Origin of the sequence: Microbacterium sp. CGR2, from assembly GCF_003626735.1 — a bacterium.
Taxonomy (GTDB): Bacteria; Actinomycetota; Actinomycetes; order Actinomycetales; family Microbacteriaceae; genus Microbacterium.
On the sequence record NZ_RBHX01000001.1, the window covers coordinates 550,352 to 575,596 of the forward strand.

Genomic DNA, 25,245 nt, shown 5'->3' on the forward strand with positions numbered 1-25,245 from the left:
ATCCGTCGTCGTCACATCGCCCTCGCATTCGGTTCGGCGTCCCAGTCTAGGAGGCTGGACATCGCCTTCTCCAGGTTATATGTTGTTGCTCACAACATTTCTGCAGCGCGCGCCGCGCGGCACTATGCGAAGGAGCATCATGAGCCTCACCCCGACCCGCGACGACAAGTTCTCGTTCGGCCTCTGGACCGTCGGCTACAACGGCGCCGACCCCTTCGGCGGGCCCACTCGTCCGGCCCTCGATGTCGTGCACGCGGTCGAGAAGCTCGCTGAGCTGGGTGCCTACGGCCTGACCTTCCACGACGACGATCTGTTCGCCTTCGGCTCCACCGACGCCGAGCGGCAGACCCAGATCGACCGCCTCAAGGGCGCACTCGACGACACCGGCCTCATCGTGCCGATGGTCACCACCAACCTCTTCAGCGCCCCCGTCTTCAAAGACGGCGGCGTCACCTCCAACGACCGTCAGGTGCGGCGTTTCGCCCTGCGTAAGGTGTCCCGCCAGCTCGACCTCGGCGCCGAACTCGGAGCCAAGACGTTCGTCATGTGGGGCGGCCGCGAGGGTGCCGAGTACGACTCGGCGAAGGACATCCGGGCAGCGCTCGAGCGCTACCGCGAGGCCGTGAACCTGCTCGGGGACTACGTCACCGACAAGGGCTACGACATCCGCTTCGCGATCGAGCCGAAGCCGAACGAGCCGCGCGGCGACATCCTCCTGCCGACGCTCGGACACGCGATCGCCTTCATCGACTCCCTCGAGCGCCCGGAGCTCGTCGGCGTCAACCCCGAGGTCGGACACGAGCAGATGGCCGGTCTGAACTTCGCCGCCGGCATCGCCCAGGCTCTGTACCACGGCAAGTTGTTCCACATCGACCTCAACGGCCAGCGCGGCATCAAGTACGACCAGGACCTGGTGTTCGGCCACGGCGACCTGCACAACGCGTTCGCCCTGGTCGACCTGCTCGAGAACGGCGGCCCCGGCGGGGTGCCTGCCTACGACGGCCCGCGGCACTTCGACTACAAGCCCAGCCGCACCGAAGACGAGAAGGGCGTGTGGGAGTCGGCGTCGGCGAACATGCGCACCTACCTGCTGCTGAAGGAGCGGGCGGCCGCTTTCCGCGCCGACCCCGAGGTACAGGAGGCTCTGGCCGCCGCCCGCGTCGATGAACTGACGACCCCGACCCTCAACCCGGGCGAGAGCTACGACGACTTCCTCGCCGACCGCAGCGCGTATGAGGACTTCGACGCCGACGCCTACTTCGGCGGTCACGGCTTCGGATTCGTGCGTCTGCAGCAGCTGGCGACCGAGCACCTGCTCGGCGCGCGCTGATCATCTGATGGCCCTCGTTCTCGGCGTCGATTCCTCGACGCAGTCGTGCAAGGTCATCGTGGCGGATGCCGCGACCGGTGCGGTGGTGCGCACCGGCCGCGCGCCGCATCCCGACGGCACTTCGGTCGACCCGGAGGCGTGGTGGCACGCCCTGAAGGCCGCGATCGCGGATGCCGGCGGGCTCGACGACATCGAGGCGTGGGCCATCGGCGGGCAGCAGCACGGCATGGTCGCGCTCGATGCCGAGGGGCGGGTGATCCGTGACGCGCTGCTGTGGAACGACACACGATCAGCGGATGCCGCGTCCGACCTCGTCGTCGAGTTCGGCGCCGAGACTCTGGTTCAGCGGAGCGGGCTCGTGCCCGTGGCCTCCTTCACCATCTCGAAGGTGCGCTGGCTGCGCGATCACGAGCCGGAGAACGCTGCACGGGTCGCCGCCGTGGCCCTGCCGCACGACTGGCTCACCTGGAGGCTCCGCGGGTTCGGGCCGGTCGGGGCGGATGGGGCTTCGCGCGGGCCGATCCTCGACGAGCTCGTCACCGATCGCTCCGACGCGTCCGGTACCGGTTACTGGAACCCGGCGACCGGCGAGTACGACCGCGACCTGCTCACCGCCGCACTCGGCCACGACGCGGTGCTCCCCCGGGTGCTCGGCGCCGATGAGTCGGTGACGGATGATGCGGGTCGGCGGGTCGCTCCTGGCGCGGGAGACAACGCCGCGGCGGCACTCGGCCTCGGCGCGGGGCCCGGTGACGTCGTCGTCTCGATCGGCACCAGCGGAACGGTCTTCGCCGTCAGCGAGACGCCGTCCGCGGATGCATCGGGAATCATCGCGGGGTTCGCCTCTGCCGACGGGCACTTCCTCCCGCTGGTCTGCACTCTCAATGCGGCCCGCGTGCTGGACGTGACAGCGGCGCTGCTCGGGGTCGACCACGCGGAGTTGAGCCGACTCGCGCTGGCCGCGCCCGCAGGCGCTGCGGGACTCGCGCTCGTGCCGTATTTCGAAGGCGAACGCACACCCAACCTGCCCGATGCGACCGCGACGCTGAGCGGCATGACCCTGGCGTCGACGACGCGCGAGAACCTCGCGCGCGCCGCGGTGGAAGGGATGCTGTCCGGCCTCGGCGCCGGTCTCGACGCGCTGCGAGAGAGCGGGGTACCGCTGCGGCGGGCGCTGCTGATCGGCGGAGGGGCCCAGTCGCCCGCCGTGCGAACAATCGCGCCGGAGGTCTTCGGCATCCCGGTCGAGGTGCCCGCCGCCGAGGAGTACGTCGCGCTGGGCGCTGCGCGCCAGGCGGCATCCGTGCTCTCCGACTGACCTGCGTCCCGGTCGCAGTTGCTGTCGCCGGCGCTCCCGGCGCTTGCGTTCCGGTCGCAGTTGCTGCCGCTCGGAGGGCCGCGAGACGGCAGAAACTGCGACCGGAACAAACGGAGCCCTACACCGCCCGGATGCTCCAAGCCGCGGCGTGCGTCGCTCCCGGCGCGAGAGTCACGAGGTCGGCACCCGAGTTGAAAGCATCCGGGGGGCACGTCATCGGCTCCACCGCGAGGCCGATCCGGTGCGTCGACGGCTCCGCGGGGGTGTCGGCGGTGTGTACCTGCACCCAGGGGCAGCGTTCGTCCCAGGTCATCGCCACTCCGGTGCCGTCATCCGTCACGAGCCGCACCTCTGCGAGACCGTCGGTGCGCTGCAGTCCAGTGAACGCGTGGTCGATGAAGACGTCACCGATCGGGCGAGCGTTGCGGAAGTCCCACTCCGGATGCTCCGACACCGACTCGACCGCGATCGGGCTCAGCCGGTCGGGGGTGACCGTGAGGACCTCGGATGCGGGGAGCGTGAGGGTCCACGCGTCGAGGCGTTTCGTCTCGTCGCTGCGCTCCTCGCTCAACGACCGGGAGAGGCTGCGCTCCTCGCTCAACGACCGGGGGCCCGCCACGAGATACGGATGCGGACCGGTACCCCAGGGCGCGGCATCCGCCCCGATGTTGCGCGCGGTCACCGTCTGCGTCAGGCCATCCTCAGAGAGGCGATACTCGGTCTCGACCTCGACACGGAACGGGTATCCGGTCTGCGGCTCGATCACCGCGGCGAGCACCACCCGATCGTCGAGCACGAGACGGTCGGAGAACTCCGTCCAGGCGAGCAGACCGTGGAGGGCCTGACCGCGCTCCGGTTCGGTCAGCGCGAGCTGGTGCTCGCTTCCCTCGAAGCGGTACCGCCCGTCGACCACCCGGTTCGGCCACGGTGCGAGCGTCGTGCCGCGGTATCCGGGGCGCACCTCATCGGCGTCGAACGGCACGACCAGGTCGCGTCCCTCGAAGGTGAGCATCCGCAGTGTGGCACCGACGCTCGCGATCGCCGCCTCGTAGCCGTGCGCGGCGAGGCGCAGCTGGCGTCCGGAACGTGGGAGCATCACAGTCCCTGGGCGAGGCGGTAGTAGGCCTGGTTCCAGCGCACCTGCTTCTGGAACTCCGGCAGTGTCGTGCTGTCGTCGATCACGAGCAGCTCGACCTCCGCCATCTCGGCGAAGTCGCGGAACGCCTCGATCCCCACCGCGGTCGACATGACGGTGTGGTGTGCGGCCCCCGCGGTCAGCCATGCGGCAGCGCTGGTGTTGAAGTCGGGCTGCGGCTTCCACACCGCACGCCCCACCGGCAGCTTCGGCAACGACGCCCGCGGCGGGACGTTCTCGACGACGTTGGCCGTCAGACGGAATCGGTCGCGCATGTCGCTCAGAGCCACGACCACCGCAGGCCCGGGGTCTGCCGTGAAGACCAGACGCACCGGGTCGTCCTTGCCGCCGATGCCGAGCGGGTGGACCTCCAGCGTCGGCTTCGCGGTGGTCAGCGAGGGCGACACCTCGAGCATGTGCGCGCCCAGGATGAGCTCGTCGCCGGGAGTCATGTCGTAGGTGTAGTCCTCCATGAGGCTCGCCCCACCGGGGAGGCCGGCACCCATGACGTTCGCGATGCGGACGAGGACAGCGGTCTTCCAGTCACCCTCCGCGCCGAAACCGTACCCTTCAGCCATCAGGCGCTGCACCGCGAGTCCGGGCAGCTGCTTCAACGCACCGAGGTCCTCGAACGACGTGGTGAAGGCGCCGAAGCCGCCCTCCTCGAGGAACGAGCGCAGGCCGAGCTCGATCGCGGCACCGTCCCGCAGCGACGAGTGCCGATCGCCGCCGACGCGGAGTTCCGCAGCCACCTCGTACAGCTCTTCGTACTCGGCCACGAGCGCGTCGATGTCGGAGTCGGATGCCGCAGCGACGGCATCCGCCAGCTCGTTCACACCCCACGTGTTCACCTGCACGCCGAACCGCAGTTCCGCCTCGGTCTTGTCACCCTCGGTGACCGCGACGAAACGCATGTTGTCGCCGAAGCGGGCGAGCTTCAGCGAACGCGACGCGGCGAGACCGGCGGCCGCCCGCTGCCAGGTGCCGAGTTCACGGCGAACCCGGGGGTCGCTGGCGTGCCCGACGATCGTCTTCCGCGGAACGCCGAGGCGCGTCTGGATGTACCCGAACTCCCGGTCGCCGTGCGCGGCCTGGTTCAGGTTCATGAAGTCGAAGTCGATGTCGGCCCAGGGCAGTTCGACATTCGCCTGCGTGTGCAGGTGCGCGAGCGGCTTCTGCAGCGCGTCGAGACCGGCGATCCACATCTTGGCGGGGCTGAACGTGTGCATCCAGGCGACGAGCCCGATCACCCGGTCGTCGGCGTTCGCCTCCAGGGCGGTGCGCTTGATGGCGGCGGCATCCGTCAGCACCGGCTTCCAGACGACCTTCACCGGCACCTCGGACGACTCATCGAGGAGACGCGCGATCTCCTGCGACTGTTCGGCGACCTGGGCGAGAGTCTCCGGGCCGTAGAGGTGCTGGCTGCCGGTGAGGAACCAGACCTCGTAACCGTCGAGGGAGGTGGTGAGAGCCATGGTGCGCCTTTCAGAGGGATGTGACGGCGGCGGCCTCGATGGCGAGGCCCGCCCGGTAGCGGTCGAGGTAGGACGCGAACCCGGCGACGTCGGCCGGATCCGGATCGACGGTGGCGAGCGATGCCGCGGCGAAGACGTGCCGCGCGAGGTAGTCGCCCAGCGAGAGCTCCTCGGCGTGGGAAAGGTAGGACGCGAGCACCGCGATCCCCCACGCCCCGCCCTCTGCAGCCAGCTCGCCCACGACGACGGGAGCGTCGAGCGCTCCGGCGAGGAATCGTTGCGCGACGCCGGCCGTGCGGAACATCCCCCCGTGCGCGAACATCCGGTCGAGGTGCACGCCCTCCGCCGCCAGCACGTGCATACCCAGGGCGAGGGTGCCGAAGACGCCGTAGAGCTGCGCGCGCATGAAGTTCGCGAGCGTGAAGGCGCTGTCCGGTGTCCGCACGAACAGCGGACGCCCTTCGGTGAGGCCCGCGATCGGCTCCCCGGCGAGGTGGTTGTAGGCGATCAGGCCCCCGGCATCCGCTTCGCCCTCGAGCGCTTCACGGAAGAGCGCGTCGAACACGGCATCGTCGCTCAGCGGCTGACCGGCCGCGACGGCGAAACGGGTGAACAGTCCCGCCCAGGCGGCGAGTTCGCTCGCGCCGTTGTTGCAGTGCACCATGGCGACGGCATCACCCGCCGGCGTGGTCACGAGATCGAGTTCGTGGTGCACCTCGGCGAGCGGATGCTCCAGGACGACCATCGCGAAGATGCTCGTCCCGGCGCTGACGTTCCCCGTACGCGGGGCTACCGAGTTCGTCGCCACCATTCCGGTTCCCGCGTCGCCCTCGGGCGGGCAGAGAGGGATGCCGGGTCGCAGCGCACCCGTCGGATCGAGCAGTGCGGCCCCCGCGGCGGTCAGTTCGCCCGCCGCGGCTCCGGCAGGGAGCACGGTGGGAAGAAGGTCCGCGAGAGGGAGCGGCAGCCGGTCCCCGGCCTGCGCGTCGTAGGCCCGCAGCATCCGCTCGTCGTAGTCCCGTGTCGTCGAATCGATGGGGAACATGCCCGAGGCGTCGCCGACGCCGAGGACTCGTTCGCCGGTGAGCCGGTGGTGCACGTGGCCGGCGAGCGTGTTCACTGCGGCGATCTGCCCGATGTGCGGTTCGGAGTCGAGGACGGCCTGATGCAGGTGGGCGATCGACCAGCGCAGCGGGATGTTGACGCCGAAGAGATCGCCCAGCTCGGCGGATGCGGCGCCGGTGTTCGTGTTGCGCCACGTGCGGAACGGGACCAGCAGCTCGCCGCTCTGGTCGAAGGCGAGGTACCCGTGCATCATGGCCGAGATCCCGATGGCGCCGAAGGTCTCCGGACGCACGCCGTGCTGCGCCTCGGCATCCGCGGCGAGCTCGGCGTATGCCGCTTGCAGGCCCTGCCACACCTCGTCGAGATCGTAGGTCCAGAGGCCGCCCTCGAGCCGGTTCTCCCAGGCGAACGATCCGGTCGCGAGCACCTCCGTGGCGTCGGATCCGATCAGGCAGGCCTTGATCCGGGTGGAGCCGAGCTCGATGCCCAGGCTCGTCCGGCCGTCGCGGATGTCATCGGTGCCACTCATCGCCGCGCGTCCTGACTCTGGCCGTACACGTTCTGATATCGGTCGTACAGGCTGTCGATCGCCTGCTGCGGAATCGGGATGAGCGGACCGGCTTCCCGGGCGAGGTGCACGGTGCGGGCGACGTCTTCGACCATGACCGCGGCTTTGACGGCATCCTTCGCGTCGGCTCCGATCGTGAACGGCCCGTGATTCTGCATGAGGACCGCCCGGGAGCGGTGCCCGCTGAGCGTTTCGACGATCCCTCGCCCGATGGAGTCGTCGCCGATGATCGCGAACGGACCGACCGGAATCGGACCCCCGAACTCATCCGCCATGGCCGTGATCACGCACGGGATCTCCTCACCACGGGCGGCCCAGGCGACGGCGTAGGTCGAGTGCGTGTGCACGACACCGCCGACATCGGGCATGTTGCGGTAGACGTAGGCATGCGCGGCGGTGTCGCTCGACGGGGAACGATCACTGCCCGGAGTGCCCGGGATGACGCCGCCGTCGAGGTCGCAGAGGATCATGTTCTCCGGGGTCAACTCGTCGTACGAGACACCCGACGGCTTGATCACGAACAGATCTGCACCCGGGACTCGTCCGGAGACGTTGCCGCCGGTCCAGACCACCAGGCCGTAGCGGACCAGCTCGCCGTGCAGGCGGGCGACGTCGGCGCGGACAGCGGCGATGGCTTCTTCGACGGCGGGGCTGAAGGTGGGGGCTTCGTTGCTCACAAGGACCTCAGGGGTTGGCTACCGGTCACTGTGACCGGTCACAGAAGTGTGTCACGCCGCCTCCTCGCCCGTCAAGGACTCGCGTGGTCCGCTTAGCGGGGCGGGGCGACCGAGGCGCGCGAGATCAGCACCGGTGCGACCGGCGCCAGAGCGGATGCCGCGGAGCCCGGGACTGTGGGGCCGGACCCGGCGGGGGCGACCCCACCCACGACCGCGTCGATCGCCCGGCGTGCGAGCTCGTCGAAGTCCTGTCGCACGGTGGTGAGCTTCGGCCAGTAGTAGGCGGCGTCCGGGATGTCGTCGAAGCCCACGACACTGAGGTCCGCCGGCACCGAGAGGCCGGCCTCCTGGAGCCCGCCCAGCAGCCCCAGCGCCATCTGGTCGTTCGCGGCGAACACCGCGGTCACCCCGGCAGTGCGGATGTCGGATGCCGCGGCGTAGCCCGAACCGGCCGACCAGTCGCCGACGATGACGGGCCCCGCCGGGAGCCCCCGCGCAGCGAGCTCGGCGGCGAAGCCCTCGGCGCGGGACTCCGCCTCGAGCCAGTCCGGCGGGCCGGCGAGGTGCGCGATGCGGGTGTGCCCGGCATCCGCGAGTGCGGCGACCGCCAGCCGGGCACCCGCGGCCTGATCGACCGAAAGCCCCCGTGCTCCCTGTCCCGCCGAGTGCAGCGTCACCACCGGAACCCCGATCCGCAGCGCGTCCAACGCGTGGAGGGTGCGGGCATGCGGAGCGACGACGACGATTCCCTCCACCCCCTGCGCGATGAGGTGGTCGACGGCCGAGACGACCGCCTCGGCATCCCCCGCGTCGGCGAATGCCGCGCTGACCCAGTAGCCCGACCCTCGGGCCGCGGCCTCGAGCGCCGCGATGCTGCGCGAGGGCCCGTACTGCAAGGCGTCGGAGGCCAGCACGCCGAGCGTCCGGGATCTGCGCGTACCGAGTGCCCGGGCGGCGTTGTTCATCCGATAGCCGAGTTCCGCCATCGCCGACCGCACGCGCTGTTGAGTCGCGGCGGCGACGTCCGGGTGGTCGTTGAGCACTCTCGACACCGTCTGGCGCGACACTCCGGCGAGCGCCGCGACGTCTCGTACGCCGACGGTGCGGTCCGGGGTGCTGCGCGACTCACTCACGCGGTTGAGTGTACGACGCCCGGCCCTTCCTACTCGTCGACGTGGCACTCTGGTGACATGCGCATCGCTCTCACCGGATCATCGGGCAAGCTCGGCCGCGTCGTCGCTCGCGAACTGCGGTCGAACGGCCACGACGTCATCGGCATGGACATCTCGGGCACCCGCGGGCCGGGTTTCGTCCAGGTCGATCTGACCGACTACGGCCAGGTCATCGACGCCTTCACGGCCGTCGGAGACCAGCATGACGGCGTCGACGCGGTCGTGCATCTCGGTGCGGTGCCGGCCCCCGGCATCCGGACCGACGTGGCCACCTTCCACAACAACATGCCCGCGACGTTCAACGTGTTCTGGGCGGCCGTGCGGCTCGGCATCCGTCGCGTCGTCTACGCGTCCAGCGAGACGGTGCTGGGCCTCCCGTTCGACGTGCCGCCGCCGTACGTCCCGGTCGACGAGGACTACCCCGCGCGCCCCGAATCGGTGTACTCGCTGGTGAAGACGCTCGAGGAGCAGCTGGCCACCGAGCTCGTCCGCTGGCATCCGGACCTGTCGATCACGGCCCTGCGATTCTCGAACGTGATGAACCCGGAGGACTACGCCGAGTTCCCCTCCTTCGACGCGGATGCTCAGCGGCGCAAGTGGAACCTGTGGGGGTACATCGACGCCCGCGACGGCGCCCAGGCCGTGCAGCGTGCGCTCGAGGTGGCCGCCCCCGGGTTCGATCGGTTCATCATCGCGGCCGCCGACACGGTCATGTCACGTCCCAACGCCGAGCTGCTCGCCGAGGTCTTCCCCGACGTGCCCGTGCGGCGGGAGTTCGGTCCGAACGAGACGCTGCTGTCGATCGACAAGGCGCGGCGGATCCTCGGTTTCGACCCGCAGCACTCCTGGCGGGACTAGCCTCAGGCCGTCCGGTCGCAGTCGGGTTCCTCCCCGTGTTCCGGTCGCAGTTGCGGCCACTTCAGGGGCGATATGACGGCCGAAACTGCGACCGGAGCACGGCAGGGCGGTCCTTCGACGGCAGATACTGCGACCGGAGCGACCCCCGGAACCGCGACTACCGGCGGGCGATCGTCGACCCGCGGATGACCAGCCGCACGGGCAGGTGATGCGACCCCTCGCCGATGTCGACACCGTCGATCGCGTCGAACACTCGCTGCGCAGCCTGTCGTCCGAGCTGCTGCAGGTTCGCGTCGATGCTGGTGAGCTCCGGGCGGGCATTGGTGGCGAGCACTTCCCAGTTGTCGTAGCCGATCACGGCGAGATCGTCGGGCACGGAGCGTCCCAGATCTCTCGCCGAGTCGAGCACCCCGCGGGCGATCTGGTCGGAGCCGCAGAAGATCGCATCGATGTCGGGATGCCGCTGCAGCAGGAGCGCGCCGGCATCCCTCCCCCAGTGCTCGGTCCATTCCGACAGCATCGGTTCGCCGACCAGTTCGAGCCCCGCTTCGGCGAGCGCCGCTCTGGCTCCGGCGAGACGGTCCTGCGCCGCGGCGTAGGACGGCTCCCCGGAGATGTGGGCGATGCGCCGCCGGCCGCACGCGAGCAGATGCTCGATCGCGAGGCGTCCGCCGGCGTAGTTGTCGGGAGTCAGGGACAGGTCGCGCGGATCGTCTGAGGGCGCGTAGGCGTAGACGACCGGAACCGGAAGATCCTGTCCGAGCGACGGGCGCGGATCGGTCTGGCGCCCCACCACGATGATGCCGTCGACGCGGCGGCTGAGCAGCTCCTTGAGGTGGTGCTGTTCGCGGATGGCATCGCCACGGGCATCACAGAGGAAGACGTTGACGCGTCCCGCTCCGAAGGCATCTTCCGCCCCCATGAGGATCGGGATCATGAAGCGGCCTTCGAGGTCGCTGGTGAGCAGGCCGACGGTGCCGGTGCGTCCGGCGAGCAGCCCCCGCGCCATCGCGTTGGGAGTGAACGCCAGCTCATCGGCGGCGGCGAGCACGCGGGTTCTGGTGGCCGCCGCGACGTCGCCACGATCGTTGAGCGCCTTGGAGGCGGTCGCGATCGACACCCCGGCCCGACGCGCGACATCGCTGAGCGTCGCTGCCTTGCTTCCTGATTCGCCGCCTGCCATCGCACCCCCTGAGCGTTGCTGAAAGGTTATCGGAGCGATCCTTGACCGCTGCCACCATTCACGATATACCTTTTCGAAAGGGGTTTCGGAGTTTTCGAAACGGGCCCCTCAACCAGACAACGCCGTCGCTCGGCGACAGCATCCGCTCACCGAAGAGTCCAGGAGGCCATCCCATGCACACCACCCGACGCCGTGCGTTCCGACGCACCGTCACCGCCCTCGCCGCCACGGCGCTGCTCGCCGCACCCCTCGCGGCGTGCGCCTCGGGCGCCGGCGCCGAAGGTCAGGGCGAACCGATCACCGGGGAGGGTGTCGACGACGGGACCACGCTCACGCTGTGGACCCGCGCCCCCATCGAGCGTCAGGCGAATCTCCTCGTCGACGCCTACAACGCCTCGCACGAGAACCAGGTCGAGCTCACCGTGGTCCCCAACGACGACTACGTCGCGAAAGTCGGCGCCGCCGCCGGCTCCGGAGGCCTCCCCGACCTGTTCGCCGCCGACATCGTGTACGTGCCGAACTGGGCGCAGCAGGGTCTGTTCGCCGACATCTCCGAACAGATCGACGGCCTCGACTACAAAGACGAGATCAACCAGGGCCATCTGGCAGCCGGCACCGTCGACGACAAGGAGTATGTGCTGCCGTTCGCCCTCGACCTCTCGATGCTGTTCTGGAACAAGGAGCTCTTCGCCGAGGCCGGACTCGACCCCGAGAAAGCGCCCGCCACACTCGACGAGTTCGCCGATGCCGCGAAAGCCGTCCAGGCGCTGAACAAGCCGGACACCTACGGCACCGCGACCGGACTGAACTGCGGCGGCTGCCTCGTCTTCACCTGGTTCCCCTCGGTGTGGGCCTCGGGCGAAGAGGTCATGAACGAGGACGGCACAGAGGCCCTGCTGGCGGGAGACGCCGCGCAGGAGGTCTACGACACCTGGGCCGATCTGCAGGAGTCGGGCGCCGTGCTGCCGAGCTCCACCGACGAGGCAGGACCGACGTGGACCGCCGCGTTCAGCGAAGGAAAGGTGGGCGTGATGCCGTTCCCCGCGACGCTCCTCCCCTCGATCGAGTTCGACGCAGGCGTGGCCGGCATCCCCGGGGTCGACGGCGGCGTCTCCACGTTCGTGGGAGGCGACGGCATCGGCATCTCGAAGGACTCCGAGAAGGCCGCCCAGGCGTGGAACTTCCTCGACTGGATGATGTCGGAGGAGGCTCAGGTCGAGGTCCTCGCGAAGGACGGGAACGCCGTCTCACGTGGCGACCTCGCCGACAACGAGTACGCGGCGGAGGATCCGCGACTGGTCACCATCAACGAGGTCGCCGCGGAAGGCAGCACGCCCGTGGCACTGAACTTCCAGCAGGCGTTCAACGCCCCGGGGAGCCCCTGGCTGACGCTCATCCGCAACCAGGTGCTCGACGGCGAAGACACGGCCGACGCCGACAACGACGAGATCACCGCGATCCTCTCGCAGTGATGACGCCGGTGGGGGCGGCGCCGCTTGCGCCGCCCCCACCCCTCGACGGAAAGAGAACGAGATGACCTCGACTGCACCTCCGCTGCGCCGCCGACGGCGCCGCACCGGACTCGGCGGACCCGTGCAGGGGTGGCTGTATGCCGCACCGACGGCGATCTTCGTGGCCCTGCTCTTCGTGGTGCCGCTGGTGCTCGTGCTGCAGATGTCGGCATCCGAGTGGCCCCTGCTCAGCGGCAACCAAGGACCCAACTTCCCCGAGAACTACGTGGATGCCGTCAACCACCGCCTCTTCTGGGACTCGATCCGCTTCACACTGCTGTACACCCTCATCACGACCGTGATCCTGATCGGTCTCGGCCTCGGGCTCGCACTCCTGGTGCAGGAGTCGACCAGATGGAAGGGGTTCCTGCGCACGGCATTCCTCATCCCCAGCGCGCTCGGCCTGGCCTCCGCTTCTCTCCTCTTCTACGTGCTGTACTCACCGATCGCCGGCCCCTTCGCCGACCTCATGAAATCGTGGGGCGTCACCTTCCTCGGCACGCCGGAAGGCGCCCTGTGGTCGACGATCTTCCTGATCGTCTGGCGCTACGCCGGGTTCTACATGCTGCTCATGCTCGTGGGACTCCAGGGGATTCCCGACGACATCTACGAGGCCGCCCGCATCGACGGAGCGAGCCGCTGGCAGACCTTCCGCGACATCACCGTGCCGCTGCTGAAACCGACGTTCGCGCTCACGACCGTGATGTGCGTGACGGGTTCGCTGCTGGCGTTCGAGCAGTTCTACATCCTCACCAAGGGCGGTCCGGACAACAGCACCATGACCGTCGTGCAGCTCATCTACAACGTCGCCTTCCAGGGGCAGAACAGCCTCGGCATCGCCGGTGCACTCTCGGTGATCGTGCTGCTCGCCCTCATCGTCATCAACGTCTTCCAGTTGCGCGCCTTCCGGCGTCCGGATGAGAGCTGAATCCCATGTCGCAGAATCGAACGCTGTCGCAGAATCAGACCCTCACACGCACGATCGTCGCGCCGAACTCGCAACCCACGACACCGCGCTACCGGTCCAAAGCCGCCCGTGTCGTCTACGGCATCCCGTACTGGGTGTTCACCACCGCGCTCGCGGTGATCTTCCTCTACCCGCTCATCTGGACAGGCGTCTCGTCGGTCAGCCCTCTCGCGGGCACCAGCCAGACCGACAGCTGGGGGTTCGGCAACTACGTCGCCCTCGCCGAGTATCAGGCCGGCATCTGGGTGTACCTGGGCAACTCGTTGTTCGTGTCGGTGCTCACCGTCGCACTCACCCTGTTCATCTCACTGCTGGGCGGCTACGCGTTCGCCCGGTTCTCGTTCCCGGGGAAGAACGCGCTGTTCCTGCTGACCCTCGCCATCCTGATGGTGCCGTACGCCACCCTGCTCATCCCGCTCTACGTCATCCTCAACGCCGTCGGGCTGCAGAACTCGCTCGTCGGGGTCGCGCTGGTCATCACCATGTTCCAGCTGCCGTTCTCGATGTTCATGATGCGCATCTCCTTCGAGTCGATCCCGAAGGAGATGGATGAGGCCGCGATGGTCGACGGATGCTCCAGCTGGGGCGCCCTCTGGCGAGTGCTGCTGCCGGCGGTCAAGCCGGGCCTGGTGACCGTCGGGCTGTTCGCGTTCCTCACGGCGTGGAACGACTTCATGGCTCCCCTGATCCTCATCAACGACACCAACCGGATGACGCTGCCGCTCGCGGTCGCCAACCTCCGCGGACAGGTGCAGGGTGTCGTCGACTACGGCGCGACCGAGGCCGGCGTGGTCGTCCTGGCCCTCCCCTGCATCCTGCTCTTCCTGATCCTCCAACGACACTACGTGCGCGGCTTCATGTCCGGCGCCTTCAAAGGATGACGATGTTCGACACCACTGCACCGGCCGCCCCTGTCGTCCCTTCGCGCGGCCGACTCCGACCGCTCGGTCTCTCCGAGGTCCGCATCGTCGGAGGATTCTGGGGGGAACGCCAGCAGGTCAACGGCACGGCGACCCTCGACCACATCGAGTCCCGCCTCGAGTCCGAGGGCTGGCTGCCGAACTTCGACCTCGCCGCCGCGGGCGTACTGCCCGAGGGGCGCCGCGGGAGGGAGTTCGCAGATTCCGAGATCTACAAATACCTCGAAGCTCTGGCCTGGGAGATCGGACGGACGGATGCTGCGGCCGACTCCGCTCTGGAATCACGGTTCCGTGGCGTCGTCGACAGGGTGGCGGCCGCTCAGGAGCGGGACGGGTACCTGAACACGCGGTTCGGGCGGCCGGGGCAGGGTGCACGGTGGTCCGACCTGGAGTGGGGGCACGAGCTGTACTGCCTCGGGCATCTCTTCCAGGCCGCGGTCGCGCGGCACCGCACCCGCCCTGAGGCAGACGACGGTCTCGTGGAGATCGCCCGCCGGGCTGCCGAGCTGGTGTGCCGGGAATTCAGTGCCGACGGCAGGGACGCGGTCTGCGGCCACGCCGAGGTCGAAGTCGGACTCGCCGAGCTCGGGCGCGCCCTCGTCGAGCCGCGGTTCCTCGAGCAGGCGGCACTGTTCGTGGAGCGACACGGCCGCGGTTCGCTGGGCGAGATCGAATGGGGACAGGAGTACTTCCAGGACGATGTGCCGGTACGCGAAGCCGAAGCGCTGCGGGGGCACGCCGTGCGCGCGAACTATCTGTCGGCCGGGGCGACGGACGTCGCTGTCGAGGGATCGGATGCGGCACTGCTGAGCGCACTGCGGGGGCAATGGGATCGCACGGTCGAGCGGCGCACATACGTCACCGGCGGACAGGGCTCTCACCACCAGGACGAGGCCTTCGGAGCGGATTGGGAGCTGCCCGCCGACCGGGCGTACTCCGAGACCTGTGCGGGCATCGGCTCGATCATGTTCTCCTGGCGCCTGCTGCTCGCAACCGGCGAGACGCGGCACGCCGACCTCATCGAGCGGACGCTGTTCAACGTCGTGGCGACGTCGCCCGGGTCGGATGGGCGCTCCTTCTACTACGCCAACACGTTGCATCAGCGGGTTCCCGGGGTGGAAGCCGACCCGGAGGGCACGTCCAAGCGCGCCTCATCGTCGCTGCGGGCACCCTGGTTCGAGGTGTCGTGCTGCCCGCCCAATGTGGCCCGCACCTTCGCCAGCCTCGCCGCCTACGTCGCGACCGCTGACGACGACGGCGTGCAGTTGCACCAGTACGCGCCGGCACACGTGCGGACGACACTGCCCGACGGGCGGGTCGTCGCGTTCGATGTCGACACCGGCTACCCGGTCGATGGCGGCATCCGCGTGACGGTCGTGGAGGATGCCGCATTCACACTGACGCTTCGCGTGCCGACATGGGCCGAGGGTGCCGTGCTCCGGGTGCAGGCGGCCGGTGACGTCACGGAGCAGGTGGCGGAGCCCGGTACCTGCGATGTGCGCCGTGAGTTCCGTGCCGGCGACGTCGTCGAGCTGCAGCTGCCGATCGTGGCGCGGACGACGAACCCCGACCCGCGGGTGGATGCCGTGCGCGGATGCGTCGTGATCGAACGGGGTCCCGAGGTGCTGGCACTGGAGTCGCTCGACTTCGGAGCGGACGTCGTCGATGCGGTCGTCGCCGGGCAGCCGGTCGACCGCGAGGGCCGGGTACGTCTGCCGCTGCGGCATCGCTCGTCCGGCGAGGTCGCGGACGCCGCGCTCGTGCCGTACCACGAGTGGGCGCGCCGCGGACCCTCGACGATGCGGGTCTGGCTCCCGACGAGCTAGCCGTGACGGCAGGTCGCCGTCTGCCTTGCGGTCGCCGTTTCGGCCACTTCGTTCAGCCCCGGTCGCAGTTTCGGCCGCTTCGAGGATGTCGAGACGACACGAACTGCGACCCGAACCGCGTCGCCCGCTCGGCAGACGGCACGAACTGCGATCGGAAGCCGGCCATCCCGGCGCCGCTACTCCTTCTTGCGGGTCACCGCCCGCTGCAGCAGCACGAACACGAGCAGGATGCCGCCGGTGATGATGGTCGTCATCTCCGGCGGGATGCTGCCGTCCCGGGTGATGAGGACGTTCATGAGCCCGAGCACCAGCGCACCGACGACCGACCCGAGCACGTAACCGTACCCGCCGGTCAGCAGCGTCCCGCCGATGACGGCCGCGGCGATCGCGTCCAACTCCCAGCCGATGCCGGTGATGTTCTGTGCCGTGCCCAGACGTGCGGTGTAGAGGACGGCGGCGATGCCGGCGAGTGATCCGCTGATGACGTAGACCATCACCTTGGTGCGGGCCACCGGCAGCCCCATCAGCAGCGCCGAGCTCTCCGACCCGCCGATCGCATAGACGGTGCGGCCGGTGCGCGTGCGGTGGAGGACGAAGAACGCGGCGAGCACGACCAGAACCGCGACGATCACGGCCGGGGTGATGACGAGGTCGTTGACCTTCGGGCCATCGATGACCTTCAGCTGCGTTCCGATCCAGCGGATGGGCGAGTCTTCTCCGAGCTGCTCCGGCTTCGTGCTGAGGAGCGAGGCGAGGCCGCGACCGAGGAACATCATCGCCAGGGTCGCGATGAACGGCTGCACGTTGAAGTACCGGATCAGCACACCGGACACGACTCCGAAGAGGGCGCCGATCCCGACCATGGCGACCATCACGGCAATGGCGTTCCATCCCGCGTTCGCGAGCATCACCCCCGCGAGAGACGAGAACGCGATGATGGAGCCGACCGACAGGTCGATGCCTCCGGTGATGATGACGAAGGTGAGCGCCACCGCGAGAACGATCAGGTGGGCGTTGTTGATCAGCAGGTTCGACAGCGTGCTCGCCTGCACGATGCGCCCGTAGGCGACCTCGCCGTAGACGATCATGCCCACGAAGATGACCACCGAGGCGAAGGTCGGCAGGACCGACGGGTTCGCCTGGATCATGCGGCGGATCCGGTCGGGGACACTCACGGACTCGTTGCGCGCCGAGGGTGCGATCAGGGCCGTCATGCCGGCACCTCCTCTTTCGGGGTCTCCTGCGTCGGTGTCGAGGGCGTGACCCTTCGTCGAGTGCGGAACCAGCTTCGTACGCGCTCGGACTGCAACAGGCAGAGCACCACGATCACGATCGCCTTGAAAGCGGGCGTCGCAGATGACGAGATGCCCAGGAACAGCACCGTCTTGTCGAGGGTCGCGATGAGCAGTGCGCCGACGAAGGCGCCGCTGAGCGAGAACTTCCCTCCCGCGAGAGAGGCGCCGCCGATCACCACTGCGAGGATCGCGTCGAGTTCGAGCTGGTAGCCCGTCCGGGAGGTGTCGACCGTCATCACCGTCCCCACCGACATGATGCCGGCGATGCCCGCGAGGATTCCGCTCAGCACGTAGGTCGTCAGCAGCAGTCCCTTGGGCTTGATGCCCGCCATGCGGCTGGCTCTGGGGTTGATCCCGATCGCTTCGATCATGAGGCCGAGCGCGCTGCGGCGCACCACCCAGCCGACGATGAGCACGATGAGGACGGCGAGGATGAAGACCACGGGGATGCCGATCAGGTATCCGTTCGCGATCCACCGGAAGGGGTCGTTGGACGCCGCGGTGTTCCGCCCGCCCGTGATCACCTTCGCGATGCCGCGGCCGGCGAGCATGAGCACCAGCGTCGCGATGAACGGCTGCAGCCCGACGTACGCGACAAGGATGCCGTTCACCGCGCCGAGCACGGCGGTGATCAGCAGCGCGAGGCCGACGGCGGCGAAGGCGGCGCCCGCAGATCCGGAGTCGCCGGCAACGCTCAGGAACTCCATCGACACCGCACCGGCGACCGCCATCAGCGATCCGACGGACAGGTCGATGCCGCCGGTCGCGATGACCAGCGACATCCCGATGGCGATCATCATGATGGGTGCCGCTTGGCGCAGGATGTCCACGAGGTTGCCGACGAGGTTGCCGTTGTTCGGATTCACCGACAGCGCGAGGTACGTCGGGTCCTTGAGCACGTTCAGCGCCAGCAGCGCGAGGATCGCGACGATGCCCCAGAAGAACGGCTTGTGGATCAGTTCACGCCACAGTGATGTGCCGGATGCCGTGGTCATCGTGCCTCCTCGGTGATGTGGGCGATCGTATCGGGCGCCGCGCCGTCGGTCTCCTCGAGCGTCTCGGCGGCCGCTGCCACACCGTGAGCGGCGATCACGTCGATGATCTCCTGCGCCGTGACGTCTGGTCCGTTCTGGATCTCCCCGATCTTGCGGTGATCCTTGAGCACGACGATGCGCTCCGCGAGGCGGACGACCTCTTCCAGCTCGGAGGAGATGAACACCACGGCGACGCCTTCCTCGGCGAGCGCGGCGACCGCTTCCTGGATCTCGGCCTTGGCGCCGACATCGATCCCTCGCGTCGGCTCGTCGAGGATCAGGAGGTCGGGCTCCGTCGCCAGCCAGCGCCCGAGCAGCACCTTCTGCTGGTTGCCGCCGGAGAGATTCTTGATCGCCCGGTTGGGGTCGGCGGGTCGCACATTGAGTTCGACGATGTACTTGTCGACGATGGCGTCCTGCTCCTTGCGCGACATCGGCCGCGCCCAGCCGCGCTCGGCCTGTACGGCGAGGATCATGTTCTCGCGAACGGTGAGGTCGGCGATGATGCCCTCGTCACGACGGTTCTCCGTGGAGAACGCGATGCGCCGGGCAAGGGCGTCAGCCGGCGACTTCAGGTCGGTGCGGCGCCCCTTCACCGAGATCGTGCCCTCGTCGGTGCGGTCGGCACCGTAGAGGAGCCGGGCGAGTTCGGTGCGTCCGGAACCGAGGAGGCCGGCGAAACCGACGACCTCTCCAGGGCGGATCTCGAGGTCGGTGGCCTCGACCGCTCCGCTGCGGGCGATGCCGGATGCCGAGAGGACGGGCACTTCGTCGGGATCGCGGGGAGCGCGACGACGGTTTCCTCCGAGGGATGCGAGAGTGTCGAGATCTTTGCCGATCATCCGGGAGATGAGGTCGTGTCGGCTGAGCTGGCGGGTGAGGTACTCCCCCTCGTATCGTCCGTTGCGAAGCACCGTGAGACGGTCGCTGATCGCGTAGATCTGATCGAGGAAGTGGGAGACGAAGAGGATCGCGACGCCCTGGTCGCGGAGGGTGCGGATGACGGTGAAGAGGCCGTCGACCTCGGCGGCATCGAGGCTCGAGGTCGGTTCGTCGAGGATCAGCACCTTCGCCTTGATCGCCATCGCCCGGCTGATCGCGACCAGCTGCTGCAGGGCGATGGAGAGGGCGGACAGCGGCTTGTGCGTGTCGAGATGCTCGAGTCCGAGACGGGCGAGGGCATCGGTCGCCGCGCGGTGGGTGGCGCGCCAATTGATGCCGAAGGGCCCACGGACCTCGTGCCCGAGCATCACGTTCTCGCCGATCGAGAGGTTGGGCGCGAGATTGACCTCCTGGTACACCGTGGAGATCCCTGCCTCCTGCGCATCCGCGGTGCCGGCGAAGCGCCGCTCCGCACCGGCCACGAGGATCGTTCCGGAGTCGATCTGGTAGACCCCCGTGAGGGCTTTGATCAGTGTCGACTTGCCCGCGCCGTTCTCGCCCATGAGCGCGTGGACTTCGCCGGGGAACAGGCGGAAGTCGACACTGTCGAGGGCTTTCACCCCCGGGAACTCGATGGAGATCTCGCGGAGCTGGACGAGGGGTGGTTCTTCGGTCATCGCTGTCTCTCAGTCTCGGAGAATCCGAGGTGGCGGAGATCCTCCGCCACCTCGGGTCGACGCCGGATCGCTCCGGCAGACGATTCAGTACTTGCGGTCGGCCAGAACAGCCTTGGCCGCTTCTGCGGAATCGAACTCCTCGCTCGGGACGACGATGTACGACTCGACCTCTTCTCCTTCGAGCGCCTTCTCGACGACCTCGAGCGCGGTCTCCCCGAACAGCGGGTTGTACTCGTGCACGTAGCTGAGCTGACCGTCGGCCAGGGCCTGCATGGCGTTCTTGGTTCCGTCGATGGTGGCGATCTTGACGTCCTCGCCCACGACCAGACCCGCTTCCTCCGCTGCCTGCGCGGCTCCGAGCCCCATCTCGTCGTTCTGCGCGAAGACCAGCTGGATGTCGTTGTTGTTGGCCTTCAGCATCGTCTCGAAGACGCTCTTGCCCTCTTCAGCCGACCAGTTCGCGGTCTGCGCGTCGAGCTTCGTGAGCGCAGCGTCACCGAGGCCCTCGTCGAAGCCGGTGTTGCGCTCGTTGACGACGCCGACACCCGCGGGGCCCTCGAGCACGACGTACTTGCCGCCGTCGGGGAAGGTGGACGCAGCCCAGGCGCCGACCTGCTTGGCGACCTCGACGTTGTCGGGGGCGATGCGGGTGACGTAGAGGCTGTCGTCGTCGGGCTCGATTCCTCGGTCGAGCAGGATGACCGGGATCTCTGCTTCCTGCGCGCGCGTGAGCGAGTCCTCCCAGCCGGAGGCCTCCGTCGCGGAGAGCAGGATCACATCGACACCCTCGTCGACGAACGACGTGAACGCGTCGATCTGCGACTTCTGGTCGAGGTTGGTGGCGGGGGCGTACTTGAGCTCGTACCCGGCATCCTCCGTGAAGGTGTCCTGGATGTTCTGCTCGTTGGCCTCACGCCAGGCCCCCTCGGGCCCCACGGCCACGAAGCCGACGGTCGTCAGCTCCTCGGAGCCGCCGTCACCGCCGGAGCCACCGTCTGTTCCGCCGCCGGAGCAGGCGGCCAGGCCGATCGTGAGTGCGCCGACCGCGACCAGGCCGAGCGCGGTACGGATGCGCGTGTGTACGGACATGTTCTCCTCCTTGAGACGCCGGGAACGCTCCGGCAACCGGGGACCGCCTTGGTCCCTTCCGTGATTGCAGGACACGGTGTGACCCCTGTCCTGCGGCGATGTTACCGGGAACAATTCACGGAACACAAGAGAAGTCCGTCAAGACGGTGATAATCGTGACCTGTGGGAGTGTTACCGATCACACTTGGTCGGACGGTGCCGGATCGGCGGCGATCATCTCCACGACGCTGTCGACCGTGACGCCGGGCCCGTTGCTGAGCTCGCCGATCTTCTCGCGGTCCTTCAACACGAGGATGCGGTCGCTCAGCCGAACGACCTCCTCCAGTTCCGACGAGATGAAGACGATCGCGACACCGTCGGCGGCCAATTGACTGATCCGTCGCTGGACCTCGAGCTTCGCGGCGATGTCGATGCCCCTCGTGGGCTCGTCGAGGATCAGCACATGGGGGCGGGTCGCGAGCGCGCGAGCGAGGAGCACCTTCTGCTGCGCCCCTCCCGAGAGCAGCTTCGCCGGACGGTCGAGATCCCGCGGGTCCAGATGCAGGGTCTCCACGAAAGCGTCGACGAGCGCGGCCGTCTCTGCGGGTCCGATCGGATGCGTCCACCCCCGGAGCGCCTGCAGGGAGAGCACGATGTTCTCCCTGGCGGTGAGGTCGCCGATGACCCCCAGGGTGCGCCTGCTCTCGGCAGAGAACGCGATGCGATGGCGCAGCGCCACCGACGGGCTGCGCAGATCCACACGCTCGCCCTCGACCCAGACCTCTCCGCTGTCGGCCCTCACCGTCCCGCTCAGCAGCGATGCGAGCTCGGTGCGCCCGGAGCCGCGCAGACCGGCCAATCCGACGATCTCGCCCCGCTGGACTTCGATGTCGGTCCTGTCGAGTTCGCCGCGTCTGCCCAGCGCCGACGCGCGCAGCATCGGCTGCCCGTCCGACGCGTAGTGGTGCGCCTTGCGCTCCGAGGTGAGAGCGCGCAGACCGTCGAGATCCTTCCCGAGCATCTTCGAGATCAGGTCCGCGCGCTCCAGATCCCGGGTGGCGTACTCGCCGATTCGTTTGCCGCCGCGCAGCACCGTCATCCGATCGCTGATCGCGAACGCCTGCTCGAGGAAATGCGAGATGAAGAGGATCGCCACCCCGCGCTCCCGCAGCCCCCGGATCACGCGCATGAGCGTGGCCACCTCCGCCTGGTCGAGACTGGAGGTGGGCTCATCGAGCACGAGCACCTTCGGCTCGTCGACGACGGCCCTGGCCAGCGCGACCAGCTGCTTCTGGGCGGGTGACAGCAGCGACAGCGGCGTGCGAGGGTCGAGGTCATCCAAACCCAGCCAGGCCAGGGCTTCCGCGGCATCCGCCCACGTGCGCCGCCAATCGATGCCGAAGAACCCCCGCCGCTCGCGCCCGAGCATGACGTTCTCCGCCACGTTCAGGTTCGGGCTGAGCTGTGCCTCTTGGAACACGGTCGCGATCCCGGCCGCCCGGCTCTCCGCCACGCCGGCGAAGCTGCGCTCCTCACCCGCGACCCTCACCACACCGGCCGCCGGTGTGCGAGTGCCGGTCAGCACGGCGATGAGCGTCGACTTCCCGGCGCCGTTCTCCCCCATGACGGCGTGGACCTCGCCCGGGAAGAGACGGAAGTCGACGCCGTCGAGCGCACGCACTCCGGGGAAATCGACGGTGATGCCCTCGAGGACCACCACCGGCTCAGCCGTACGAAGGCGGTCCATCAGGGCACCCGCCGCGGAGGAGCTGATGACGCGCGCGGGACGATCTCCGTCGGAATGCGCGTGAGCGGCGGAATCTCGCGCCCCTCGATCGCGGCGCGGAGCATCTCCACCACCGCGACACCCAGCGCGTCGAAGTCCTGACGGACCGTCGTCAGCGGGGGCAGGAAGTGTCGGGCGAGTGGCACGTCGTCGAAGCCGACGACACTCAGGTCGCCCGGCACATCGAAGCCCTTGTCGTGCAGGCCGTGGATGAGACCGATCGCCATGTCGTCGTTCGCCGCGAAGATGGCCGTGTAATCGGGGAGCCGGTTCAGACCCATCGCGAAGTCATAGGCGAAATCCGCTGTCCAGTCGCCGACGACGATCGGTCGTTCCCGGATGCCCCACGACTTCGCCCGCGAGTGGAAGGCGCGCTCGCGCGCTCGCGCATCCAGCCAGTCCAGCGGGCCGGAGATGTGCAGGATGTCCCGGTGCCCCAGCGCCACCAGGTGATCGACCACGAGGGTCGTGCCCGCGTGCTGGTCGATCGACACCGTGAGGAAGGTCGGATCGGCATCCGCCTTCACGACCAGCATCGGCACGTTGATGGCGATCCTGCGAAGGGCAGCGACCGACGAGGAGCGTGGAGCGATCACGCAGAGCGCGTCGACACCCTGGGTGATGAGGTTGTCGACGGCATCCTGGGGCGAGAGCCCGTCGTTCTCGTGCAGCGCGATGGGGGTGACCGAGTATCCGGCCGCGCGGGCGGACAGTTCGACCGCACGCAGGATGCTCGTGGGGCCGAAGGCCACGGCACTCTCGACGATCACGCCGATGCGCCGGGTGCGTTGCGTCGCCAGCGCCCTCGCGACGAGATTGGGGCGGTAGTCGAGCTCTTCGATCGCCTCGAGCACGCGTCGACGAGTGTCGGGCTTGATGTTGGGATGGTCGTTGAGCACTCGCGACACTGTCATGTGCGAGACACCGGCGATCGTGGCGACCTGCCGGATGTTGGGCTTGTCCGAGCCGACGTTCACCATGCGCACCTCCGTCGGCCTGCTGGGCGATGTTACCGAGAACACGCGGCCGCGTGCAATCGGTCGCGTCGGCTCGCGGTCGCAGTTTCGGCCATGTCACGCTGCTCCGGTCGCAGTTTCGGCCGCCCTGGCTGCATCGAGGAGGCAGAAACTGCGACCGGAACCGGAGCGGATGCCGAGGAGCAGGCCAGAACTGCGACCCGAGCGGGCCGGTTCGGCCCTTGCTACAGTCCGAGCCGCTCCAGGTACGGGTTCACCAGGCGGCGCTCCGGGTCGAAGCGCCGGGCGAGCGCGGCGAAGTCATCCCACCGCGGGTAGCGCGAGCGCACCTCGGCGGGGTCGAGCGCGAACACCTTGCCCCAGTGCGGACGCGCCGTCGCCGGCAGTGCCGCCTCGATCGTCGGAAGCAGGGCCCGCACCGCAGCCTCCTCGGGCTTCCAGGTGAAGTGGAGGCCGACGGCATCCGTCCCGTATGACGAGCTGAGCCACAGATCGTCTGCCTTCACCGTGCGGATCTCGTTCACGAGCAGCAGGGGCGCGATCTGACCCGCGAGCGTGCGCACCGCCTGGATCGCTGCGACCGCATCGGCACGCGGCACGAGATACTCGCTCTGGATCTCCGCCCCGGCCGACGGGGTGAAGTCGAGCTTGAAGTGCGGCAGGCGCTCGAACCACGGGCCACCCACTCCCTGCTGCTCGGTGCAGGCGATCGGATCGACACCGAGGATCGGATGCCGTTTGCTGGTCGCCGGTTCGGCACCGAGCCGCTCGAACAGCGACTCCCGCGCTGCCTCGTGCGCCTCGGGCAGGCGCTGCTTCACCCAGATCTGGTCGGCGATGTCGGTGCGCTGCCACGTCGAGAAGATGCTCACGCTGGTGCCCACGCCGGTGACCTCGTCGAGGCCGGCGAGGATCGAGTCCCAATCCGGATGCTCGAACACGTGCTGGGCGATCGCGTAGGTCGGCTCGACGTCGAGTGTCACATCGACCACCGCGCCGAGGGCTCCGAGACTCACCACTGTTCCGTCGAAGTCGGCGTCGCCGCGGTGCAGGGCTCGCGTCTCGCCGGCGGGCGTGACGATCGTGAGGGCGCGCACCGCACTCGCCAGCGAGCCGATCACATCACCCGAGCCGTGGGTGCCGGTCGCGACCGCGCCGGCGACGGAGATGTGCGGCAGTGAGGCCAGGTTCGACAGGGCGAGTCCCTCGGCTTCGAGCAGCGGGGCGATGTCGCCGTAACGCATGCCCCCGGCGACGCGCACGGAATCCCGCGCCGGACTCACCTCGAACACGGGCGGGAGCTGGTCCAGCCCGATGAGCACCCCGTCGGTGTCGGCCACGTCGTTGAAGCAGTGCCTCGATTCGAGCATCCGCACCGCACCGCCCTGCGCGAGCAGTGCCCGCAGGTCGTCGAGCGTCGAGGGGTGCTCCACCCGTGCTGCCCGATACGTGAGGTTGCCCGCCCAATTGCGTTCGATGCCCATGGCGCCATGATAGCCAGGAGACCGTTTCGTACATCGA

Annotated in this window: 20 protein-coding genes; 7 read left to right on the top strand and 13 right to left on the bottom strand. The window is 68.7% G+C overall.

The window, feature by feature from the left end; translation table 11 throughout:
- Positions 1-139: 139 nt before the first annotated feature.
- Together xylA and xylB are read left to right on the top strand one after the other, a co-directional pair.
- A complete protein-coding gene (gene xylA, locus D7252_RS02920) occupies positions 140-1,330 on the top strand; it encodes a xylose isomerase (protein WP_120774021.1) in 1,191 nt (396 codons plus the stop codon).
- Between the two features lie 7 nt (positions 1,331-1,337).
- Positions 1,338-2,648 (top strand): xylulokinase, encoded by a 1,311-nt coding sequence (gene xylB / locus D7252_RS02925; protein ID WP_120774022.1) that lies wholly within the window; start codon positions 1,338-1,340, stop codon positions 2,646-2,648.
- Between the two features lie 118 nt (positions 2,649-2,766).
- Here xylB and D7252_RS02930 read toward each other — a convergent pair whose 3' ends face one another.
- The 5 genes from D7252_RS02930 to D7252_RS02950 all read right to left on the bottom strand — a co-directional run bounded on the left by D7252_RS02930 (position 2,767) and on the right by D7252_RS02950 (position 8,701).
- Positions 2,767-3,744 (bottom strand): aldose 1-epimerase family protein, encoded by a 978-nt coding sequence (locus D7252_RS02930; protein ID WP_120774023.1) that lies wholly within the window; start codon positions 3,742-3,744, stop codon positions 2,767-2,769.
- Positions 3,744-5,258: an L-arabinose isomerase gene (araA, locus tag D7252_RS02935; protein WP_120774024.1), complete on the bottom strand. Its 1,515-nt coding sequence runs from the start codon at positions 5,256-5,258 to the stop codon at positions 3,744-3,746. Before araA ends, D7252_RS02930 begins: the two co-directional genes overlap by 1 nt.
- A gap of 10 nt (positions 5,259-5,268) precedes the next feature.
- Positions 5,269-6,852, bottom strand: a complete 1,584-nt coding sequence (locus D7252_RS02940; RefSeq protein ID WP_120774025.1) for a xylulokinase — start codon at positions 6,850-6,852, stop codon at positions 5,269-5,271.
- On the bottom strand, positions 6,849-7,568 hold the full coding sequence (locus tag D7252_RS02945) for an L-ribulose-5-phosphate 4-epimerase (RefSeq protein WP_120774026.1): 720 nt from the start codon (positions 7,566-7,568) through the stop codon (positions 6,849-6,851). The genes D7252_RS02940 and D7252_RS02945 overlap by 4 nt, the downstream gene beginning before the upstream one ends.
- 92 nt (positions 7,569-7,660) lie before the next feature.
- Positions 7,661-8,701, bottom strand: coding sequence for a LacI family DNA-binding transcriptional regulator (locus D7252_RS02950; protein ID WP_120774027.1), 1,041 nt, complete (start codon positions 8,699-8,701; stop codon positions 7,661-7,663).
- A gap of 57 nt (positions 8,702-8,758) precedes the next feature.
- On the opposite strand from D7252_RS02950, the gene D7252_RS02955 reads away from it, so the two are divergent.
- Positions 8,759-9,598: an NAD(P)-dependent oxidoreductase gene (locus D7252_RS02955; RefSeq protein ID WP_120774028.1), complete on the top strand. Its 840-nt coding sequence runs from the start codon at positions 8,759-8,761 to the stop codon at positions 9,596-9,598.
- 157 nt (positions 9,599-9,755) lie between these two features.
- On the opposite strand, the gene D7252_RS02960 is transcribed toward D7252_RS02955, so the two are convergent.
- The gene (locus tag D7252_RS02960) at positions 9,756-10,781 is read right to left on the bottom strand and encodes a LacI family DNA-binding transcriptional regulator (protein WP_120774029.1); all 1,026 of its coding nucleotides are present in this window, start codon (positions 10,779-10,781) and stop codon (positions 9,756-9,758) included.
- A gap of 173 nt (positions 10,782-10,954) precedes the next feature.
- On the opposite strand from D7252_RS02960, the gene D7252_RS02965 reads away from it, so the two are divergent.
- The 4 genes from D7252_RS02965 (at position 10,955) to D7252_RS02980 (ending at position 16,005) form a co-directional block, all read left to right on the top strand.
- Complete coding sequence (locus D7252_RS02965) at positions 10,955-12,253, top strand: sugar ABC transporter substrate-binding protein (RefSeq protein WP_120774030.1); 1,299 nt, start codon at positions 10,955-10,957, stop codon at positions 12,251-12,253.
- Positions 12,254-12,314: 61 nt separating this feature from the next.
- A complete protein-coding gene (locus tag D7252_RS02970; protein WP_120774031.1) occupies positions 12,315-13,220 on the top strand; it encodes a carbohydrate ABC transporter permease in 906 nt (301 codons plus the stop codon).
- A 5-nt stretch (positions 13,221-13,225) separates the two neighbouring features.
- On the top strand, positions 13,226-14,140 hold the full coding sequence (locus D7252_RS02975) for a carbohydrate ABC transporter permease (protein ID WP_120774032.1): 915 nt from the start codon (positions 13,226-13,228) through the stop codon (positions 14,138-14,140).
- Positions 14,137-16,005, top strand: coding sequence for a glycoside hydrolase family 127 protein (locus tag D7252_RS02980; protein WP_120774033.1), 1,869 nt, complete (start codon positions 14,137-14,139; stop codon positions 16,003-16,005). Before D7252_RS02975 ends, D7252_RS02980 begins: the two co-directional genes overlap by 4 nt.
- 176 nt (positions 16,006-16,181) lie before the next feature.
- On the opposite strand, the gene D7252_RS02985 is transcribed toward D7252_RS02980, so the two are convergent.
- From D7252_RS02985 to D7252_RS03015, 7 genes are all read right to left on the bottom strand, one after another.
- Complete coding sequence (locus D7252_RS02985) at positions 16,182-17,219, bottom strand: ABC transporter permease (protein WP_120774034.1); 1,038 nt, start codon at positions 17,217-17,219, stop codon at positions 16,182-16,184.
- Positions 17,216-18,295, bottom strand: a complete 1,080-nt coding sequence (locus D7252_RS02990; protein WP_120774035.1) for an ABC transporter permease — start codon at positions 18,293-18,295, stop codon at positions 17,216-17,218. Before D7252_RS02990 ends, D7252_RS02985 begins: the two co-directional genes overlap by 4 nt.
- Positions 18,292-19,893 carry a sugar ABC transporter ATP-binding protein gene (locus D7252_RS02995; RefSeq protein WP_120774036.1) on the bottom strand — a complete coding sequence of 534 codons (1,602 nt, stop codon included), beginning with the start codon at positions 19,891-19,893 and terminating at the stop codon, positions 18,292-18,294. Before D7252_RS02995 ends, D7252_RS02990 begins: the two co-directional genes overlap by 4 nt.
- 84 nt (positions 19,894-19,977) lie before the next feature.
- Positions 19,978-20,982, bottom strand: coding sequence for a substrate-binding domain-containing protein (locus tag D7252_RS03000; protein WP_120774037.1), 1,005 nt, complete (start codon positions 20,980-20,982; stop codon positions 19,978-19,980).
- A gap of 178 nt (positions 20,983-21,160) precedes the next feature.
- The gene (locus D7252_RS03005) at positions 21,161-22,708 is read right to left on the bottom strand and encodes a sugar ABC transporter ATP-binding protein (protein WP_120774038.1); all 1,548 of its coding nucleotides are present in this window, start codon (positions 22,706-22,708) and stop codon (positions 21,161-21,163) included.
- Positions 22,708-23,727, bottom strand: a complete 1,020-nt coding sequence (locus D7252_RS03010) for a LacI family DNA-binding transcriptional regulator (protein ID WP_120774039.1) — start codon at positions 23,725-23,727, stop codon at positions 22,708-22,710. Before D7252_RS03010 ends, D7252_RS03005 begins: the two co-directional genes overlap by 1 nt.
- 221 nt (positions 23,728-23,948) lie before the next feature.
- Positions 23,949-25,208 carry a D-arabinono-1,4-lactone oxidase gene (locus D7252_RS03015; RefSeq protein ID WP_120774040.1) on the bottom strand — a complete coding sequence of 420 codons (1,260 nt, stop codon included), beginning with the start codon at positions 25,206-25,208 and terminating at the stop codon, positions 23,949-23,951.
- Positions 25,209-25,245 lie beyond the last annotated feature (37 nt).

Excerpts from the sequence above, each read along its gene's own strand:
- D7252_RS02975 (WP_120774032.1), top strand. The coding sequence starts at position 13,226 with ATGTCGCAGAATCGAACGCTGTCGCAGAATCAGACCCTCACACGCACG.
- araA (WP_120774024.1), bottom strand. The coding sequence starts at position 5,258 with ATGGCTCTCACCACCTCCCTCGACGGTTACGAGGTCTGGTTCCTCACC.
- xylA (WP_120774021.1), top strand. The coding sequence starts at position 140 with ATGAGCCTCACCCCGACCCGCGACGACAAGTTCTCGTTCGGCCTCTGG.
- D7252_RS02955 (WP_120774028.1), top strand. The coding sequence starts at position 8,759 with ATGCGCATCGCTCTCACCGGATCATCGGGCAAGCTCGGCCGCGTCGTC.
- D7252_RS02970 (WP_120774031.1), top strand. The coding sequence starts at position 12,315 with ATGACCTCGACTGCACCTCCGCTGCGCCGCCGACGGCGCCGCACCGGA.
- D7252_RS02965 (WP_120774030.1), top strand. The coding sequence starts at position 10,955 with ATGCACACCACCCGACGCCGTGCGTTCCGACGCACCGTCACCGCCCTC.
- D7252_RS03005 (WP_120774038.1), bottom strand. The coding sequence starts at position 22,708 with ATGGACCGCCTTCGTACGGCTGAGCCGGTGGTGGTCCTCGAGGGCATC.
- xylB (WP_120774022.1), top strand. The coding sequence starts at position 1,338 with ATGGCCCTCGTTCTCGGCGTCGATTCCTCGACGCAGTCGTGCAAGGTC.
- D7252_RS02995 (WP_120774036.1), bottom strand. The coding sequence starts at position 19,893 with ATGACCGAAGAACCACCCCTCGTCCAGCTCCGCGAGATCTCCATCGAG.
- D7252_RS02980 (WP_120774033.1), top strand. The coding sequence starts at position 14,137 with ATGACGATGTTCGACACCACTGCACCGGCCGCCCCTGTCGTCCCTTCG.
- D7252_RS03000 (WP_120774037.1), bottom strand. The coding sequence starts at position 20,982 with ATGTCCGTACACACGCGCATCCGTACCGCGCTCGGCCTGGTCGCGGTC.
- D7252_RS02940 (WP_120774025.1), bottom strand. The coding sequence starts at position 6,852 with ATGAGTGGCACCGATGACATCCGCGACGGCCGGACGAGCCTGGGCATC.
- D7252_RS02990 (WP_120774035.1), bottom strand. The coding sequence starts at position 18,295 with ATGACCACGGCATCCGGCACATCACTGTGGCGTGAACTGATCCACAAG.
- D7252_RS02985 (WP_120774034.1), bottom strand. The coding sequence starts at position 17,219 with ATGACGGCCCTGATCGCACCCTCGGCGCGCAACGAGTCCGTGAGTGTC.
- D7252_RS02930 (WP_120774023.1), bottom strand. The coding sequence starts at position 3,744 with ATGCTCCCACGTTCCGGACGCCAGCTGCGCCTCGCCGCGCACGGCTAC.
- D7252_RS02960 (WP_120774029.1), bottom strand. The coding sequence starts at position 10,781 with ATGGCAGGCGGCGAATCAGGAAGCAAGGCAGCGACGCTCAGCGATGTC.
- D7252_RS03010 (WP_120774039.1), bottom strand. The coding sequence starts at position 23,727 with ATGGTGAACGTCGGCTCGGACAAGCCCAACATCCGGCAGGTCGCCACG.
- D7252_RS03015 (WP_120774040.1), bottom strand. The coding sequence starts at position 25,208 with ATGGGCATCGAACGCAATTGGGCGGGCAACCTCACGTATCGGGCAGCA.